The sequence below is a fragment of the Bradyrhizobium sp. MI1.4 genome (assembly GCF_055811315.1).
In genome coordinates this window covers 314398-331582 of record NZ_JBVVPP010000003.1, presented here as the reverse complement: position 1 = coordinate 331582, position 17185 = coordinate 314398, and the positions used below count along the sequence as shown (strand labels likewise).

Genomic DNA, 17185 nt, shown 5'->3' with positions numbered 1-17185 from the left:
ATGACCTCCGCGACTGACGACCTGCCGCTGGCGGCGGATTTTCCCAAGGCGACCGTCGACGACTGGCGCAAGCTGGTCGATGGCGTGCTGAAGGGCGCGCCGTTCGAGAAGCTGGTCGCCAAGACCTATGACGGACTCAAGATCGATCCGCTCTATCCGCGCGCCAAAGGTGTTGCGCCCGTGGTGGGCCGGCCGGCGGCGGCGCCCTGGCGGATCATGCAGCGGATCGACCATCCCGATGCAAGTGCGGCGAATGCGCAGGCACTGACCGATCTCGAAAATGGTGCGACGGGTCTGGCGCTGGTGTTCGCCGGCGGCAATGCCGCTCACGGTTTCGGGCTGGAACCGACCGCAGACGCAGTCGCAAGGATCTTGAAGGACGTCCATCTCGATGCCGGCATCGGCCTCGAGCTCGAGATCGGTCCGCAATCGCGGATGGCGGCGATCCACGTCGCGGAATATGTGAAGAGCAAGGGCATCGATCCCGGGGCCTGCGACATCCGCTTCGGGCTCGATCCGCTCGCGGCCTGCGCGGTGTGGGGCCACAGCCCCTATACCTGGGATGAGATCGTTCCGGCCATCACCGGCGGCGTCAAGGGCCTCTCCGCGCTCGGCTTCAAGGGGCCGTTTACATCGGCGGACGGACGCGTGATCCACGATGCCGGTGGCTCGGAGGCGCAGGAGCTCGCCTTCGCGCTCGCCTGCGGCGTCGCTTATTTCCGCGCGATCGAGGGCGCGGGCGTTCCTCTGGAGCAGGCGCAGGGCATGGTCTATGCGCGGCTTGCCGCAGATGCAGACCAGTTCCTCACCATGGCAAAATTCCGCGCATTGCGGCTGCTGTGGGCGCGTATCGAGACGGCGTGCGGGCTCACGCCAAAACCGCTGTACATCGCCGCCGATACCGCCTGGCGCATGCTGACGCAGCGCGATCCCTATGTGAACATGCTGCGCGCGACCATGGCGACGTTTGCGGCCGGACTCGCCGGCGCCAACGCGGTCACCGTGCTGCCGCATACGCTGGCGCTCGGCCTGCCCGATCCATTCGCGCGGCGCGTGGCGCGCAATACTCAGCTCGTGCTGCTGGAAGAGAGCAACCTCGCCAAGGTCAGCGATCCCGCGGCAGGCGCAGGCGGCATCGAGACGCTGACCGGCCAGCTCTGCGACGCGGCCTGGGCGCTCTTCCAGGAGAGCGAGAGAGCCGGCGGCGCCTTCGCTGCGCTTCAGCAGGGCCTGTTCCAGAGCAAGGTCGCGGCTGCGCGAAAAGCCCGCGACGCCAACATCGCAAAACGCCGCGACGTGCTGACCGGCGCCAGCGAGTTTCCGAACCTGCACGAGAACGAAACTGCGGTGCTGAAGGCGACGCCGATCGCGCTGGCGCCTTATGGCGAGCAAAAATACAAGTTCGACGCGCTGCCGCCGATCCGGCTGGCGGAACCGTTCGAGGCGCTGCGGGACGAATCCGATGCGGCCTTGAAGGCACACGGCGCGCGGCCGAAAGTCTTCTTGGCCAATCTCGGCACGCCCGCTGATTTCACGGCGCGCGCGACCTTTGCCAAAAGCCTGTTCGAGACCGGTGGCATCCAGGCCGTCGACAGCCAGGGCTTCGCCGATCCGGCCCAGTTAGCTGCAGCCTTCAAGGCCTCCGGTGCCGGGCTCGCCTGCCTTTGTTCCAGCGACAAGGTCTATGCGGAACACGCCGAAGCCGCGGCGCAGGCCCTGCAAACCGCCGGCGCCCGACTTATCTATCTGGCAGGCCGCCCGACCGATGCCGAGGCGGCGCTGCGTGCAGCCGGCGTCACCGGCTTCGTCTTTGCCGGCGGCGATGCGCTTGCCACGCTGCAAGACACCTATCGACGGATGGAGCAGCCATGACAGACGCAGGCAAACCCGTTCTCACCGGCGGCTGCCAATGCGGGGCAGTGCGCTTTGGAGTCACGACGGCGCCGAACAGGGTTTCGATCTGCCACTGCCGGATGTGCCAGAAGGCCAGCGGCGCGCCGTTCGCCTCTTTTGCCGACATCAACAAGACGGACTTCGCCTGGACCAAGGGGAGTCCGTCGTTCTTCCGCTCCTCCTCCATCGCCGAGCGCGGCTTTTGCGCCGCCTGCGGCACGCCGCTGAGCTTTGGCCGCATCGACGGCGACCGGATCGAGATCATGACCGGCGCCTTCGACCGTCCTGACCACGTGGTGCCGACTCGGCAGTTCGGCACCGAGTCCCGTCTCGGCTGGGTGGTCGGGATCGCCAATCTGCCGAGCCAGACCACGCAGCAGAATTACGGGCCGGAAAAGATGGCGACCATCGTCAGCCATCAGCATCCGGACCATGATTGAGGCGCCGCCATGTTTCAGCTGCTCGGACAAACGTTGCTCGGTCTGGCAGAATGGAAGATTGGGAAGCTGTTCGCGCGGCTGCTCTGGGTTGGGACCGGCCAAATTACTCAGAGCCGCTTGGACGATCCCGTCTACAAGAAAAATGTGCAAAAGCTGATTGAGCGCAATCGCAGGTTTGAGGATCCCAAGGAATGACCCGCATTCCCAATTTCGCCGACGTCGCCTTCGAGCGCGCTGCCGCCGGCGCCCCGACCGGCAGCGCCGAGCCGTGGCTGACGCCCGAGGGCATTCTGGTGAAGCCCGCTTATAGCGAGGCCGATCTGGCCGGGCTCGACTTCCTCGATACCTATCCGGGCATCGCGCCTTATCTGCGCGGCCCCTACCCGACCATGTATGTCAACCAGCCTTGGACCGTCAGGCAATATGCCGGCTTCTCCACCGCGGAGGATTCCAACGCGTTCTATCGCCGCAATCTCGCAGCCGGACAGAAGGGCCTCTCGATCGCGTTCGATCTCGCCACCCATCGCGGCTATGACAGCGACCATCCGCGCGTCGGCGGCGACGTCGGCATGGCCGGCGTTGCCATCGATTCCATCTACGACATGCGCACGCTGTTTGCGGGCATTCCGCTCGACCAGATGAGCGTGTCCATGACCATGAACGGCGCGGTGCTGCCGATCCTCGCGCTCTACGTTGCGGCCGCCGAGGAACAGGGCGTGCCGCCGGAGAAGCTCTCAGGGACCATTCAGAACGACATTCTGAAAGAGTTCATGGTGCGCAACACCTACATCTATCCGCCCGCGCCTTCGATGCGGATCATCTCGGACATTTTTGCGTATACCTCGCAAAAAATGCCGAAATACAATTCGATCTCGATCTCCGGCTATCACATGCAGGAGGCCGGCGCGACGCAGGACCTCGAGCTCGCCTATACGCTGGCCGACGGCGTCGAATATCTTCGTGCCGGCCTTGCGGCGGGCCTCGACGTCGACCGCTTCGCGCCGCGGCTGTCGTTCTTCTGGGCGACCGGGATGAACTTCTTCATGGAAGTGGCCAAGATGCGCGCCGCGCGGCTGCTCTGGGCAAAGCTATTGAAGCCGTTCAACCCCAGGGATCCGCGCTCGCTGTCACTGCGCACGCATTGCCAGACATCCGGCTGGTCGCTGACCGCGCAGGACGTCTTCAACAACGTGATGCGCACGACTGTGGAAGCGATGGCGGCGACGCAAGGCCACACCCAGTCGCTGCACACCAATGCGCTCGACGAGGCGCTCGCTTTGCCGACCGACTTTTCGGCGCGCATTGCCCGCAACACCCAGCTCTTCCTGCAGCACGAGAGCGGCACCACCCGCATCATCGATCCCTGGGGCGGCTCGTATTATGTCGAGCGTCTCACCCGCGACCTCGCCGCCAAGGCCTGGGGCCACATCCAGGAGGTCGAGGAGCTCGGGGGTATGGCCAAGGCGATCGAGGCCGGCGTACCGAAGCTGCGCATCGAGGAAGCCTCGGCCAAGACCCAGGCCCGCATCGACGCCGGCAAGCAGGCGGTGATCGGCGTCAACAAATACAAGCCGACGGACGAAGCTCCGATCGATATCCTCAAGGTCGACAATACCAATGTCCGCCGGCTCCAGATCGACAAGCTGACGCGGCTGAAGTCCGAACGCAACCAAAAGGACGTCGAGGCCGCGCTCGCCGCGCTGACGCGCTCGGCGGGCGAAGGCAACGGCAATCTGTTGGCGCTGGCCATCGACGCTGCGCGCGCGAAGGCAACCGTCGGCGAGATCTCGGACGCGATGGAGAAGGTGTTCGGCCGGCACCGCGCCGAGATCAAATCCATCACCGGCGTCTACAAGCGGGAGGCGTCCAGCATGGGTAACCGGGTCGAGAAGGTTCAGGCGCTGATCGACGCCTTCGAGGAGGCGGAAGGCCGCCGTCCGCGCATCCTGGTCGCAAAAATCGGTCAGGACGGTCACGACCGCGGCCAGAAGGTGATCGCGTCGGCCTTCGCCGATATCGGCTTCGACGTCGACATTGGGCCGCTGTTCGCGACCGCCGACGAAGCCGCGCGCCAAGCGGTCGAGAACGACGTCCACATCCTCGGCGTCTCCTCGCTTGCCGCCGCCCACCTCACCGCAGTGCCGGAGCTCAAGGCCGCGCTGAAGAAGCAGGGCCGCGACGACATCATGATCATCGTCGGCGGCGTGGTGCCGCCACAGGATTACGATGCGCTCTACGCGGCCGGCGCGGAAGCCATCTTCCCGCCGGGCACGGTGATCGCGGACGCGGCCGAGGAGCTGATCCGCAAGCTGAACGCCCGGCTCGGGCATAGCGAGGCGGCAGAGTAATTCGGCCGCCGCTCGGCAATCCGCCCATTCTTCACCGAGACCGCCGACAACGACGCCGCCATGACCGCAATGGTGAAGGGGGTGACTGCATCGCTCATGGTCGCAAAGATGAAGCGCGATGCGAGCGCGACTGCGACGACTGGTTCGCGGAATTGAAGCGGAGCCTGCTCAGATGGGCGCGGTGACGTTTGCGTCCTCAACCGAGGCGGGCAAGACTCCCGGCCTCGCCTTCCACTATTCCACGCATGAGGGCCGCGTTGCCCGCAGAGCGCTGGTAGCGCTACCTTGCAGCCGCGCTGCAAAGCCGACTAGAATGTCGCCATAGACAAGAGCGCCCGACGTCGTGGGCGCCGCTGGGAGGCATTGATGTCCAAGATTACGCGCCGCAGCTTTGCGGCTTCATCTGCCGCAGTCGCGGCATCCGCCGCATTCGGTCTCACACCCGTACGCGCGCAAGCCTATCCAGCGCGGCCCGTCACCGTGATCGTTCCCTGGGGCGCGGGCGGCGGCACTGACGCGACCGCGCGCATTGTCGCAGCGCTTCTGGAGAAGGATCTCGGCCAGCCCTTCAACGTGGTCAATCGCACCGGCGGCTCCGGCGTCGTCGGCCATACCGCGATCGCGACCGCGCAACCTGATGGCTACACCATCGGCATGCTCACCGTCGAAATCTCGATGATGCACTGGCAAGGGCTGACCGAGCTGGCGCCGAAGAGCTACACCCCGCTGGCGCTGATGAACGAAGACCCCCCGGGCATCCAGGTCTCCTCCTCCTCGCCCTACAAGACGGTGAAGGAGCTCGCGGAAGCCATCAAGGCGGCCCCTCCCGGCAAGTTCAAGGCCTCCGGCACCGGCCAGGGCGGCATCTGGCATCTGGCGCTGGTCGGCTGGATGCAGGCGATGGGCCTGCCTGCCAACCAGGTCGCCTGGGTGCCGTCCAACGGCGCCGCACCCGCGATGCAGGACCTCGCCGCCGGCGGCCTCGACCTCACCACCTGCTCGGTGCCGGAAGCCCGCGCCATCATCGAGGCCGGCAAGGCCAGGAGCCTTGCTATCATGGCGCCGGCGCGCAATCCCATCTTCAAGGACGTGCCGACGCTGAAGGAGGCGATGGGCATCGACTACGCGACCGGCGCCTGGCGCGGCATCGCCGGGCCGAAGAACCTGCCGCCGGAGATCGCAACGAAGCTCACCGCGGCGCTGCAGAAGGTCTACGACTCCGCCGAGTTCAAGGACTTCATGAGCAATCGCGGCTTCGGCACCGTGTGGGGCGATGCCGGCCAGTTCGCAAGCTTCATGGACAAGGGCGACGCCCAGATGGGCGAAGCGATGAAGGCGGCGGGTCTGAGCAAGGCGTGATCTTGTCACCTCTCCCCGCTTGCGGGGAGAGGTCGAATTTGAGCGCAGCCCAAATTCGGGTGAGGGGGAGTCTCTCCAAGTCCAGCTTTCACCGCCAACGCGGACGCAGCCCCGGACTCCACCCTCTCTCCGTAAGAACGGGGTGAGGGATAAGAAATCTCATAGGATCCTCCCATGCGCCTTCCCGACTCCGTCACGGGATCGTTTCTCGTCGTGCTCGGCACCGCAGCCGCCTATGGCGGCTGGCTGCTGCCGCCGGTACCCGGGCAGCCGGTCGGCCCCAACGTATTTCCGCTCGTGATCGGCATTGGGCTTGCGCTGTGCGGGCTCGCGATCGTGTTCGGGATCGGTCACACCTTCGAAGAGGCGGAAGAGCTGATCCCGCTCGAGGATGGCCAGGCAGCGGCTGCCCCGCCGCCTCAGGGAAAGTTGTACGGCCTGCGCGCGCTGCTGCCGCCGGCGCTGTTGCTGTTCTACGTGGTCGCGGCCGACCGGCTCGGCTTCATCATCACCGCGGCGATCATGGTCTACGTCACCTCGACCGCGTTGGGGGCAAAGTGGAAGCTGGCGCTGCCGCTCGCAGCGCTGGCGCCGTTCGCCATCCACCTCATCTTCGGCAAGCTGCTGCGCGTGCCGCTTCCCGCCGGCCTGTTGCCGACACCCTGGTGACCCCATGCTGAAAACCCTGATTGAAGCGTTCGCACTGATCTCCACCTGGGAGGTCATCATCGCGATGTTCGCAGCCTCGGTGTACGGGCTCGTGATCGGCTCGCTGCCGGGCCTGTCGGCGACGATGGCAACCGCCCTGCTCGTCCCCGTCACCTTCTATCTCTCGCCGATCGCGGCGATTGCGACCATCGTGGCGGCCTCCTCGATGGCGATCTTCTCCGGCGACATCCCCGGTGCGCTGCTGCGCATCCCCGGCACGCCCGCCTCCGCCGCCTATGCCGACGAGGCTTACGCCATGACCCGGAAGGGACAGGCCGAGTTGGCGCTCGGGGCCGGCGTGTGGTTCTCGGCCGTGGGCGGCATCGCCGGCGTGCTGTCGCTGATGATTCTGGCGCCGCCGCTAGCCGAGATCGCGCTCTCGTTCTCGACCTTCGAGTATTTCTGGCTGGCGCTGCTCGGCCTGATGTGCGCGACGCTGGTGGCGCGCTCCTCGCCGGTGAAGGCGATCGCCGGCATGTTCCTCGGTCTGCTGGTCTCCTGCGTCGGCATCGAAAATCCCGGCGGCGTGCCGCGCTTCACCTTCGGCCTCACCGATCTGTTCGGCGGCATCGAGCCGATCCCCGCGCTGGTCGGCGTGTTCGCGGTCGCCCAGGTGATGCGCGCGATGCTGACGCCCGAGCCGCCGCCGCTGCCGCGGCGCAAATTCGGAAGCATCATGGCCGGTCAGTGGAAGCTGACCAAGAAATACCATTGGCAGATGACGCGCGGGAACATCGTCGGCATCATCATCGGCGTGCTGCCCGGAGCCGGCGCCGACATGGCCGCCTGGGTGTCCTATGCGATGTCGAAGCGCTTCTCCAAGGAACCGGAGAAATTCGGTACCGGCCATGTCGAGGGCCTGGTCGAGGCCGGCGCCAGCAACAATGCCAGCATCGCCTCGGGCTGGGTGCCATCATTACTGTTCGGCATTCCCGGCGACACCATCGCTGCGATCGCGATCGGTGTGCTCTACATGAAGGGGCTCAACCCCGGACCGACGCTGTTCACCGAGAAAGCGTCGAGCATGTACGCGATCTATCTGATGTTCATCATCGCGAACATTTTGATGATCCCGCTCGGAATCGCCATGATCCGGGTTGCCGCCTACATCCTGCTGGCACCGCGCTCCGCCATCATGCCCATCATCATGCTGTGCTGCGCAGTCGGCTCGTTCGCTATCGGCAACAACATGTTCGGCGTCGTCACCGTCGCCGCCTTCGGCGTGATCGGCTATGTCATGGAAGCCAACGGTTATCCCGTCGCCGCGATGGTGCTCGGCATCGTCATGGGCACCATGGTCGAGCAGGCCTTTGTCACTTCGCTGATCAAGTCGGACGGCAGCATTTTGCCGTTTTTCGAGCGCCCCGTGGCCGCGATCCTCGCCGCCATGGCGATCGGGGCGCTGCTGTGGCCGGTGATGGTCTGGGCGTGGCGAAAGCTGAAACCGGTGCGGACCGGAGTGGCGGCGACATCCCGGTGATATCGGGCGGGCGGCCCTCGCCTGCCCCACGCGGGCGTTGTAAAGCAGGGCATGGTTGAGAAAAAGCCTTCACTGGACATCAAATCCCTCGCCCATGACCTTCGCGCCGGCAGCCGCGCGGCGCTGGCGCGGGCCATCACGCTGGTCGAGAGCCGGCGCAGCGACCATCAGGCGCTGGCGCGCGAGCTGGTGCAGATGCTCTTGCCTGACACCGGCAGAGCGCTCCGCGTCGGCATCACCGGCTCGCCCGGCGTCGGCAAATCCACCACCATCGACGCGCTCGGCATCCATCTGATCGAACAGGGTCACAAGATCGCGGTGCTCGCAGTCGATCCGTCCTCAGCCCGCAGCGGCGGCTCGATCCTCGGCGACAAGACGCGGATGGCCCGGCTCTCGGCTTCCGACGATGCCTTCATCCGACCCTCGCCGTCCTCGGGCACGCTCGGCGGCGTCGCGGCCAAGACACGCGAGGCGATGCTGCTGTGCGAGGCGGCCGGCTTCGACGTCGTGCTGGTCGAGACCGTCGGCATCGGCCAGTCCGAGACCGCGGTCTGCGACATGACCGATTTCTTCCTGGCCTTGATGCTGCCAGGCGGCGGCGACGAATTGCAGGGCATCAAGAAGGGCCTGGTCGAACTCGCCGACATGATCGCGATCAACAAGGCCGACGGCGACAATCTCAAGCGCGCCAACATCACCGCCGCCGATTATCGCGGCGCGCTGCATATCCTGACGCCACGCTCCGAGCACTGGCATCCGCCGGTCGAGACCTATTCGGCGCTGACTGGCGACGGCATTGCGAAGATCTGGCAGAAAGTCCTCGATCACCGCAAGGCGATGAATGCCTCCGGCGACTTCGCCGCACGGCGGCGCGAGCAGCAGGTGAAATGGATGTGGTCGATGCTGGAGCAACGCATGCTGGCGCGGTTGCGCAGCGAGGCGTCGGTGCGAACCAAGGTCCGGAAGATCGAGACCGAGGTGGCCGACGGCCATCTCACGCCGGCGCTCGCCGCCGAAAAGATCCTGGAGTTGCTGCAATGAGCGACAAGCTCCGCGTTCTCCTCACCGCCTTCGGCCCGTTCCCCGGCGCGCCCTACAATCCGACCCAGCCGCTGGTCGCCCGGCTGGTGCAATTGCGCCGTCCCGCACTCGACGATGCCGCGATCTCCAGCCACATCTTCCCAGTCACCTATGCCGCGGTGGACCGGCAATTGCCGGAGGTGCTCGCGAAAGAGAAGCCCGACGCGCTGCTGATGTTCGGCCTCGCCGCACGCACGCCCTATCTGCGCATCGAGAGCCGCGCGCGCAACGCCGTCACCATGCTCTGGCCCGATGCCGCCAACACCCGCTCGAGCAAGCGCGGCATCGCCGGTAATGCGGACGCGCTGATTTTCGGCCCACACACCGCAAGGCTGCTGCGCGCCGCCCGCCTCACCGGCATCGACGCGCGGCCCTCGCGCGACGCCGGCGCCTATCTCTGCAATTACCTGAGCTGGCGCGCGATCGAAAACGTCAGGGGCGGCGGGCCAAAGCTCGCCGCATTTATCCATATTCCCCTGCTCGCGCGCAGTGGCGCCGTGCGCCGCAAGGGCGCGCCGCGGATCACGCTGGAGGAACTGGTGGACGCCGGGGAAGCGATGCTGATGGAGATGGTACAGTTGGCACGGAAGGCTCGGAACACGACTGTGTAAACATTTAACCCTACCGCGAACAATCCTCACGGCCCCAGCCGCGCGGTCCCGTTTTTGCGCTACCTAACCGCTGCGGACCCCCGCGTCCGCCGGAGGACGCGTCATGGACCTCAATCGCCGCCATCTCATTGGAGCATCGACCGCAGGCCTCGCCGGCGCGCTCGCGATACCAGCCGACGCCGCGCGTGCGGCGCCGCTGACGTCGCTGCTCGGCCGCGATGCCACGCAATATGGCGTGCGGCCCGGCAGCAGCGAGGATCAGACCCGCGCGCTCCAGCGGGCGATCGACGAGGCTGCGCGGGCGCAGATGCCGCTAGCGCTGCCACCCGGCATCTACCGCAGTGGGTTGCTACGCTTGCCAAATGGCGCGCAACTGATCGGCGTGCGCGGCGCGACAAAATTCGTCTTCACCGGCGGGGCCTCGGCGATCCAGAGCGACGGCTCCGATGCAATCGGCCTTTCCGGCATCACCTTTGACGGCGGCGGCATTCCGCTGCCGACGCGGCGCGGGCTGATCCAGATCCTCGGCGGACGCGACGTCCGCATCACCGATTGCGCGATCACCGGCTCCGGCGGCAGCGGCATCTGGCTCGAGCAGGTCTCCGGCGACATCTCGGGCAACATCTTTACCAACATCGCGGTGACGGCAGTGGTGTCGTTCGACGCCAGGGGTCTCAGCGTCTCCCACAACACCATCACCGGCACCAACGACAACGGCATCGAGATCCTGCGCACGGCCATCGGCGATGACGGCACGCTGGTCACCGATAACCGCATCGAGGACATCAAGGCCGGCCCCGGCGGCTCCGGCCAGTACGGCAACGCCATCAACACGTTCCGCGCCGGCAACGTCATCGTGCGCGGCAATCGCATCAAGAACTGCGATTACTCCGCCGTGCGCGGCAACTCGGCCTCGAACATCCACATCACCGGCAACAGCGTCAGCGATGTGCGCGAGGTCGCGCTCTATTCGGAATTCGCTTTCGAGGCCGCGGTGATCGCCAACAACATTGTGGACGGCGCCGCGGTCGGCGTCTCCGTCTGCAATTTCAACGAAGGCGGCCGCATCGCCGTGGTCCAGGGCAACATCATCCGCAATCTGATCCCGAAGCGGCCGATCGGCACCGCGCCGGATGACGATGCCGGCATCGGCATCTACATCGAGGCGGATTCATCTGTCACCGGCAACGTGATCGAGAACGCGCCGTCCTACGGCATCGTCGCCGGCTGGGGCAAATATCTCCGCGACGTCGCGATCACGGGCAACGTGATCCGCAAGGCACTGGCCGGCGTCGGGGTGTCCGTCGTGCCCGGCGCCGGCACCGCGCTCGTCAACAACAACATGATCTCGGAAACCCCGCGCGGCGCCGTGGTCGGGCTCGATCATGCGCGCGCCGTGACGTCCGATCTGTCGGTGGACGGCGCCCAGCGGTTTGCGCAATTGGTGGTCGGCGGGAATGCGGTGCGGCGATAGCTGCCGCTGCTCGCCTCCTCCCGAACGCTAGAACGCGTTCCGCAGCAGTGGATACTTCGCTTCGAGCCCGTCGAGGCTGAAGGTGAACTCAACCAGGCGCTCGGGGGCTGCGACAATTTCGGCTGCCGGCGGAGAGAACTGCGGCAGAAGCGCCGCCATCGCAGCCAGCGCCTTGGGCGCTGCCGTCGCGGCCGGCACCTTGGGCCCCGTCATCGCGACGGGCGCGGTGGGCGGCGCCATGGCAGCCGGCACTTGGAGCGGTGCCATCGGGGCAGGCGCGGCGACCCGCGCGGCCGGGGCTTCGGAGATGTCGGCGAGAACGCCCGGCTTGGGATCGAGCCTGACCGGCACTGCGGTCTCCGGGACGATGTGCACGGCCTTCGGTTGCACTGTCTGCGCCTGCTGCTCGCGCGGAAACATGCGGGGCATGGTCGCCGGCGACCAGCCGAATGCGGGCGACACGCTCGCGGCCGCCGTGGCGACGTCAGCGCCGGTGGCAAGGGCGCGCCAGGTCTGGACGGCGAGCTTCGCTTCCTGGATGTTTTCGAGAAATGCGATCTCGGAGTGATAGCGGCGCCAGCGCCCGGTCTCGAACATCTCGGAGAGATGCACCAGCCGCTGCTCGGCGAGAGCGCACCAGCGTGCCGCAATGTCGCGGCCAATAGCCACGTCGCGAATAGCCTCTTGGCGATGTGTCATAAATCAGCCCGTCAGGAGAAAATACGGACGCGACGCAACGCACACGAATCAATTTAGACGCGACGTGAATATTTTGTGGAAAAGTTTTGACTTGTCCAGCAACGACGATGTTTTCGTCGCCAAACTCCGTAGTCGTGCGGAGATTCAAGCGGTTTTGGAGTCAAGCTTCGCACAAGCATAGCGCGCTTGCGGCGTGCCGGCGGAGCAGTGGCGATGAGTGAGCCACGATCTCTCAACCGGAAGCTGATCTCGCGCAGGCTTCGAGGGATTGGACGCCCAAAAAGAAAAGACCCGTCCGGGGGGACAACCGGACGGGTCGAGCCATATGGGCGCTTGGGGTGGATGGGCGCTCGCGCCTGATATGACTTATGGGGAGGGATAACCGCTCCCACATAATTTGGTCGTGGCAGCGGGCCGAACGTTCAATGCGGCGTTTGATTTTTCAACCTTCGCGCCGCGCGCAAAGTTGTCGGAGCCGCTATCGCGTCGCCGGCCTATCCGCCTGAGAAACCGTGGCTTTATCCTCGGTGCTCGACAACGAGGGTTGCTCTAATGCGCGGATGCCAGGCTCGTCGCGACGCTTCTCGATATCTTCACGTTTTGTTGTACCGGATGCGGCCGCGACCGGCGTCGCGCCGGCGGCGGGAACGGCCATGACCGCGGCAAACGCGTCGGCCTCGCCATCGCCGAACAGATCATCACGCCCGGGTGAACCGAGGTCACGCGCCGTCTTCGCCAGCGTCGTGCGCAGCGCTTCCGGCTTCAAGGCGGAGTTGCGCTCGAGCAGCAGCGCCGCGACGCCGGAGACATAGGCGGCCGAGAACGAGGTGCCCGACGTCATCTGGTATTTGCCGTCAGGCGCCGGCAGGAAGATATCGACGCCGGGGGCCGCGACCGCGATGTAGTTGCCACGGTTGGAGGCGGTGAACAGCCGGTCCTGCTGGTCGGTTGCGCTGACCGCGATCACGTTGGGATTGGCGGCCGGATAGAGCGGCGGCGACTTCGCGCCGGCATTGCCGGCGGCTGCGATCAGCACCAGGCCACGCGCGGCGGTCGCCGCGATGGCCCGCTCGATCACCGCGTCTTTGGGACCGGCAAAGCTCATGTTGACGATCTGCGCGCCGTGCTCGGCGGCATAGTTCAGAGAGCGCAGGATGATGTAGGACGAGCTCTCGGCCCCGCCGGTGGTGCCGCCGAAGGCGCGGATGGCGATGATGCGCGCCTCGGGCGCGCTGCCCATCAGCTTGGCATGCGCCACGATGGCGCCTGCAATGCCGGTGCCATGAATGTGCGGGCCTTCGGCGCTACCGAGCGCATCGAAATTGTCGGCAATGGAATTGGCAAGTTCCGGATGTCGGGCGTCGATGCCGGAGTCGATCACAGCAACCGTCACATTCGCGCCATGCGCGAGAGTATGTGCCTGCGGCAGGCGGAGCTTGGCCAGCGCATATTGCGCGGGATCTCCCTCGGTCGGCACCGACGATTTCTGGTCCTGGAGCAGGTAGCGGAAGTTCGGCTGGACCGAGCGCACGCTGCCGTCGGCCGCGAATTCACGCCGCACCGTCGCGGAGGGCCGGCCGTCGGTGATGCGGAACAGTCCGAACGTTGCCCCGATCAGCGGAAAATTCTCGGAAGTCACGCGAGTCAGGCCATGGCGACGCGCAAGCTCGTCGGCCTCGGTCGACGACAGCCCGCCATCGATCTCGGCGACGAATTCGTCGGCGAAGGTACGCAAATCCGCGGCGACGGGCGCGTTGTTGCCGCGCCGCTTTCCGGCGGTCTTCTTGCCCGATTTGCCCGAGCCATCGCCGCCTGCGTTCTGCTGCGCCAGGCATTCGCCGGCGGCGTCGCGATCGGGCGCGGTACAGGCGGGATAGAGGTTCGGGGAGTAGCGCGCATAAGGCAACACCGGCGTCGGTCCCATCCGCGCCGAAATCCTCGTCGTCACGATCGGACCGGGACTACGGCCAACAGCCACCGCAACACCGGGACCGACGCGTGCGGCGATGCCAGGAGAAATGGTTGGCATTCGGGAGGGGACGCTGATCGTCGGCGTGCGCATGATCGCCTGCGCCTGCGCAACCTCGACGCCGAGACAGGCGGCGAGCAAAAGCGCGGCTGCGACCGACGAAGCGCAGACCCCGGCTCTTACTCCACTTTCGGACTTGCGCGTCATCAGCTTGGAAGCGCCTTACGGCGCCGCGACGGCGAGGTTGACGAACTTCTCGCGCTGCATCTTGCCAAGCAGCGAGTTGAGTTCGTCACGGCTCATCGCCTTGTCGAACTGGAGGCGGAACATGCCGCCCTTGGCATCACCGATGATCGAAGCCTGGTAGCCGTCGAGCAATGCGGTGATGTCGGCGACGCGCGCCTCGGGCGTGAAGCGTACCAGCGCGCGCGCTGGCGGGACGGTCGTGCCGAGGTCGCGTGTGATCGGAGCGCTGGTCGAGAGCGAAGCAGTCTGGAAGGTCGCAGTCTGGGTCTGCGTCAACACCGCGCCGATGATTCCGGCTTGCAGCACGAGGGCCATGGCGCCAAGGCTCGCCGACCAGGCGAGAGTGCGCGGCGACAGGCTCGCAAAGAAGGTGGCGATGCGCGCCGACAGCGGCAGCGAACCGGCCGCCCGCGCGGGCTCGGCGTCGATCGCCGCGAACAGCTTCTGCATCGCGCGCGCCGACGGAGCACCCAGGCTCTCGTTCAGATGAATGGTCTCTTCATACTCGCCGCGGATCGCGGCATATTGCTTCGCGAGCTCGGGATCGCGCGCTAGCGCCTCGTCGACGCGGCGCGCATCGCGCGGGTTCAGCGTGCCGGCGGCGTGCCACGGCAGCAGCAGTTCAATTTCACCGGGCTCTTGCTCCAGCATCTTCTTGCTCAAAGCCATCATGGCCAGCCTCGCTCAATGCCGGCTGCCTTCAGCAGTTCGGCCAATTTCTTGCGCGCATAGAACAAGCGCGTCTTCACAGTGTTCTCCGGGATGCCAACGATTTCGGCCACCTCTTCCACGGATTTCTCGTGGTAGTAGACGAGATCGACGATTTCCCGATGATCCGGCGAGAGGCCCGTCAGACACTCCCGCAACGCTTCACTGGTATCCTTCTTCTGCACCGCCGTTTCCGGATTGTCGGACGTGTCCTCGATCGCGTTCGCGGCGTCGTCGTCCAACTCAAAATCCTTCCTGCGCCGAAGCGCAGACAGGGCCTTGAATCGGGTAATGGCCAGCAGCCAGGTGGAAACGGCGGATCGGCCCTCGAACTTGCCGGCTTGACGCCAGACGTCGAGAAATACCTCACTGATGAGGTCTTCCGCCGCCTGCTCGTCCCGCACGAGCCGAAGGCCGAACCGATACACCCTGACATGGTGCCGCCCGTACAGCACCTGCATGGCGAGCCGGTCGCCTTGAGCGATCCTGGCGATCAGGATCTCGTCCGAAGCCGCTTGTGTCACGCTCAAAGGCCGTCTCGCAAGATTGGTCGGGTCGATGCGGCAGACGGTTCGACGGGAGGGGTAAAATTGTTCACCCTACCGCAGTCATACGGGAGGCTGTGTGATCTACCCCACATACGCGAAATTTCCTTTTGCCACCCGCGGCTGGGCGCCGCGCTCAAGAACGGTAACATAGTAATGAAGCACTTTCCTGAGCAATGCCGTCCAGCATAGAGGGGCCGACGTGCATGGAACCTTAGCAGCCTAGCACGACATATGTCTTCCGAAGCCCTGCTTTGGCTCGACCGCGTCGCACACGACGCCTCATGGCCGGCGAATTCCTCGGCCGCTCGACGTCCCCGCTCCTGCGCTGCACAGCGTGGATTCGGTTTCGAAGGATACCAAACCTAAAGGCTTGCCACGTAGATTTTTGGGCTGACATCCACCATTGGGCGGGACCATGAGCACGGCTGCGACGTCCTTTCCCGAGAGGAATGCCGCTGAGGCCGCGGATCTCGCCCTGACGACCGCTGCAGCGGCACCCGAGGTCCTGGCGCGCCGGATCCGGCAGCGGCGCCAGATGTATGTCGGCCAGGTGGCGAGCTACTTGCTCGGCGCCTCCGTCCTGCTGCTCTACGCCTATGACGGCGTCATCTCCATGGGCGTTCCGTCACTGTTCTGGCTCGGCGGCCTTCTGACCATCGGAACCTTCACCGTGCTATCGGAAGCGGGCTTGGGCGACCGGTTCGAGGATCATTACCTCACCGTCTTCCAGATCTCGGCGCATATGTCGCTGCAGCTGCTGTTCCTGCTCGCGGTGCCGACAGTCGGAGTTGCGTTCCTTGCCGTGCTGTTTCTGATCTTCGCCTTCGGCACGCTTCGTATGACACCGAGCCAGGCGATGCTCACCTGGGGCCTCGCCACTTGCGGGCTCGCCTTGGTCTTCCTCGCCTCGGACTTGCCAATCGGACTGCCGGTTACGACCCAGCTGCAACGGGCCGCCTCGATGCTGTGCTTCGTGCTGGTGATTGGCCAGTGCGCCTTCCTCGGCCTGTTCGGCGCCACGCTGCGCAAGATCCTGTACCGGCGCAGCATCGAGCTGAAGGCCGCCTATCAGCGCATCGAGGAGCTGGCGGAGCTCGACGAGCTCACCGGCTCCTACAACCGCCGCTGCATCATGCGGCTTCTCGACGCCGAGATCGAAAAATCGCGGCAGACATCGACCCCTTGCGCGATCGCACTGATCGATCTCGACTGGTTCAAGCGCATCAACGACGCCCATGGCCATCCCGTCGGCGACGAGGTGCTGCGCACCTTCGCAATCACCATTTTCGCCAACATCCGCCCGGCCGACTGCTTCGGCCGCTACGGCGGCGAGGAATTCTTGCTGCTGCTGCCGGGGACGGACGTCGATGCGGCATCGCGCACGCTCGATCGGCTGCGCGGCATCGTCGCCGATCTGGACTGGAGCGCATTCTCCCCGGGCATGCGCGTGACCATTTCCGCGGGCGTCGTGACGCTGCGCGACAACGATACCGCCGACACGTTTCTCGTGCGCGCCGACAGCGCGCTCTATTCCGCCAAGGCACAAGGGCGCAACCGCATTGCAACCAGCTGATCAATCCATTTTCTCCCGGCGCGACCGAAGCCGCTGCCGGGCCGAACGC

At 65.7% G+C, this 17185-nt stretch carries 15 protein-coding genes; 11 read left to right on the top strand and 4 right to left on the bottom strand.

All coding sequences use genetic code 11. The features are described from left to right. The 10 genes from AC0L23_RS05715 (at window position 1) to AC0L23_RS05670 (ending at window position 11393) form a co-directional block, all read left to right on the top strand. Window positions 1–1872, top strand: coding sequence for a methylmalonyl-CoA mutase subunit beta (locus AC0L23_RS05715; protein WP_085362364.1), 1872 nt, complete (start codon window positions 1–3; stop codon window positions 1870–1872). After that, on the top strand, window positions 1869–2333 hold the full coding sequence (locus AC0L23_RS05710) for a GFA family protein (protein ID WP_085352263.1): 465 nt from the start codon (window positions 1869–1871) through the stop codon (window positions 2331–2333). Before AC0L23_RS05715 ends, AC0L23_RS05710 begins: the two co-directional genes overlap by 4 nt. Window positions 2334–2342: 9 nt before the next feature. Next, window positions 2343–2528, top strand: a complete 186-nt coding sequence (locus AC0L23_RS05705) for a hypothetical protein (protein WP_018456878.1) — start codon at window positions 2343–2345, stop codon at window positions 2526–2528. Next, window positions 2525–4681, top strand: a complete 2157-nt coding sequence (gene scpA, locus AC0L23_RS05700) for a methylmalonyl-CoA mutase (RefSeq protein WP_085362363.1) — start codon at window positions 2525–2527, stop codon at window positions 4679–4681. Before AC0L23_RS05705 ends, scpA begins: the two co-directional genes overlap by 4 nt. 366 nt (window positions 4682–5047) lie before the next feature. Beyond that, complete coding sequence (locus AC0L23_RS05695) at window positions 5048–6040, top strand: tripartite tricarboxylate transporter substrate binding protein (protein ID WP_018456881.1); 993 nt, start codon at window positions 5048–5050, stop codon at window positions 6038–6040. Window positions 6041–6214: 174 nt separating this feature from the next. Then, window positions 6215–6709 (top strand): tripartite tricarboxylate transporter TctB family protein, encoded by a 495-nt coding sequence (locus AC0L23_RS05690; protein ID WP_007608177.1) that lies wholly within the window; start codon window positions 6215–6217, stop codon window positions 6707–6709. 4 nt (window positions 6710–6713) lie between these two features. Beyond that, on the top strand, window positions 6714–8228 hold the full coding sequence (locus AC0L23_RS05685; RefSeq protein ID WP_018456882.1) for a tripartite tricarboxylate transporter permease: 1515 nt from the start codon (window positions 6714–6716) through the stop codon (window positions 8226–8228). A gap of 51 nt (window positions 8229–8279) precedes the next feature. Next, entirely contained in the window at window positions 8280–9269 is a 990-nt protein-coding gene (meaB, locus tag AC0L23_RS05680; protein ID WP_018456883.1) for a methylmalonyl Co-A mutase-associated GTPase MeaB, read from the top strand. Next, the gene (locus AC0L23_RS05675; RefSeq protein ID WP_018456884.1) at window positions 9266–9919 is read left to right on the top strand and encodes a pyroglutamyl-peptidase I; all 654 of its coding nucleotides are present in this window, start codon (window positions 9266–9268) and stop codon (window positions 9917–9919) included. The genes meaB and AC0L23_RS05675 overlap by 4 nt, the downstream gene beginning before the upstream one ends. A 103-nt stretch (window positions 9920–10022) precedes the next feature. Further along, complete coding sequence (locus AC0L23_RS05670) at window positions 10023–11393, top strand: TIGR03808 family TAT-translocated repetitive protein (RefSeq protein WP_085352260.1); 1371 nt, start codon at window positions 10023–10025, stop codon at window positions 11391–11393. Between the two features lie 27 nt (window positions 11394–11420). On the opposite strand, the gene AC0L23_RS05665 is transcribed toward AC0L23_RS05670, so the two are convergent. From AC0L23_RS05665 to AC0L23_RS05650, 4 genes are all read right to left on the bottom strand, one after another. Continuing rightward, the gene (locus AC0L23_RS05665; RefSeq protein WP_018456886.1) at window positions 11421–12062 is read right to left on the bottom strand and encodes a TIGR03809 family protein; all 642 of its coding nucleotides are present in this window, start codon (window positions 12060–12062) and stop codon (window positions 11421–11423) included. 508 nt (window positions 12063–12570) lie between these two features. Continuing rightward, window positions 12571–14268 (bottom strand): S8 family serine peptidase, encoded by a 1698-nt coding sequence (locus tag AC0L23_RS05660; RefSeq protein ID WP_085352259.1) that lies wholly within the window; start codon window positions 14266–14268, stop codon window positions 12571–12573. 15 nt (window positions 14269–14283) lie between these two features. Continuing rightward, window positions 14284–14979 carry a hypothetical protein gene (locus AC0L23_RS05655; RefSeq protein WP_026233260.1) on the bottom strand — a complete coding sequence of 232 codons (696 nt, stop codon included), beginning with the start codon at window positions 14977–14979 and terminating at the stop codon, window positions 14284–14286. Beyond that, window positions 14976–15545, bottom strand: a complete 570-nt coding sequence (locus AC0L23_RS05650) for a sigma-70 family RNA polymerase sigma factor (protein ID WP_007593582.1) — start codon at window positions 15543–15545, stop codon at window positions 14976–14978. Before AC0L23_RS05650 ends, AC0L23_RS05655 begins: the two co-directional genes overlap by 4 nt. Before the next feature lie 433 nt (window positions 15546–15978). On the opposite strand from AC0L23_RS05650, the gene AC0L23_RS05645 reads away from it, so the two are divergent. Next, window positions 15979–17136, top strand: coding sequence for a GGDEF domain-containing protein (locus AC0L23_RS05645; RefSeq protein WP_085362362.1), 1158 nt, complete (start codon window positions 15979–15981; stop codon window positions 17134–17136). Window positions 17137–17185 lie beyond the last annotated feature (49 nt).

Bases quoted from the DNA above. Each gene is read 5' to 3' on its own strand.
- AC0L23_RS05715 (WP_085362364.1), top strand. From the start codon at position 1: ATGACCTCCGCGACTGACGACCTGCCGCTGGCGGCGGATTTTCCCAAG.
- AC0L23_RS05710 (WP_085352263.1), top strand. From the start codon at position 1,869: ATGACAGACGCAGGCAAACCCGTTCTCACCGGCGGCTGCCAATGCGGG.
- AC0L23_RS05705 (WP_018456878.1), top strand. From the start codon at position 2,343: ATGTTTCAGCTGCTCGGACAAACGTTGCTCGGTCTGGCAGAATGGAAG.
- scpA (WP_085362363.1), top strand. From the start codon at position 2,525: ATGACCCGCATTCCCAATTTCGCCGACGTCGCCTTCGAGCGCGCTGCC.
- AC0L23_RS05695 (WP_018456881.1), top strand. From the start codon at position 5,048: ATGTCCAAGATTACGCGCCGCAGCTTTGCGGCTTCATCTGCCGCAGTC.
- AC0L23_RS05690 (WP_007608177.1), top strand. From the start codon at position 6,215: ATGCGCCTTCCCGACTCCGTCACGGGATCGTTTCTCGTCGTGCTCGGC.
- AC0L23_RS05685 (WP_018456882.1), top strand. From the start codon at position 6,714: ATGCTGAAAACCCTGATTGAAGCGTTCGCACTGATCTCCACCTGGGAG.
- meaB (WP_018456883.1), top strand. From the start codon at position 8,280: ATGGTTGAGAAAAAGCCTTCACTGGACATCAAATCCCTCGCCCATGAC.
- AC0L23_RS05675 (WP_018456884.1), top strand. From the start codon at position 9,266: ATGAGCGACAAGCTCCGCGTTCTCCTCACCGCCTTCGGCCCGTTCCCC.
- AC0L23_RS05670 (WP_085352260.1), top strand. From the start codon at position 10,023: ATGGACCTCAATCGCCGCCATCTCATTGGAGCATCGACCGCAGGCCTC.
- AC0L23_RS05660 (WP_085352259.1), bottom strand. From the start codon at position 14,268: ATGACGCGCAAGTCCGAAAGTGGAGTAAGAGCCGGGGTCTGCGCTTCG.
- AC0L23_RS05655 (WP_026233260.1), bottom strand. From the start codon at position 14,979: ATGATGGCTTTGAGCAAGAAGATGCTGGAGCAAGAGCCCGGTGAAATT.
- AC0L23_RS05645 (WP_085362362.1), top strand. From the start codon at position 15,979: ATGAGCACGGCTGCGACGTCCTTTCCCGAGAGGAATGCCGCTGAGGCC.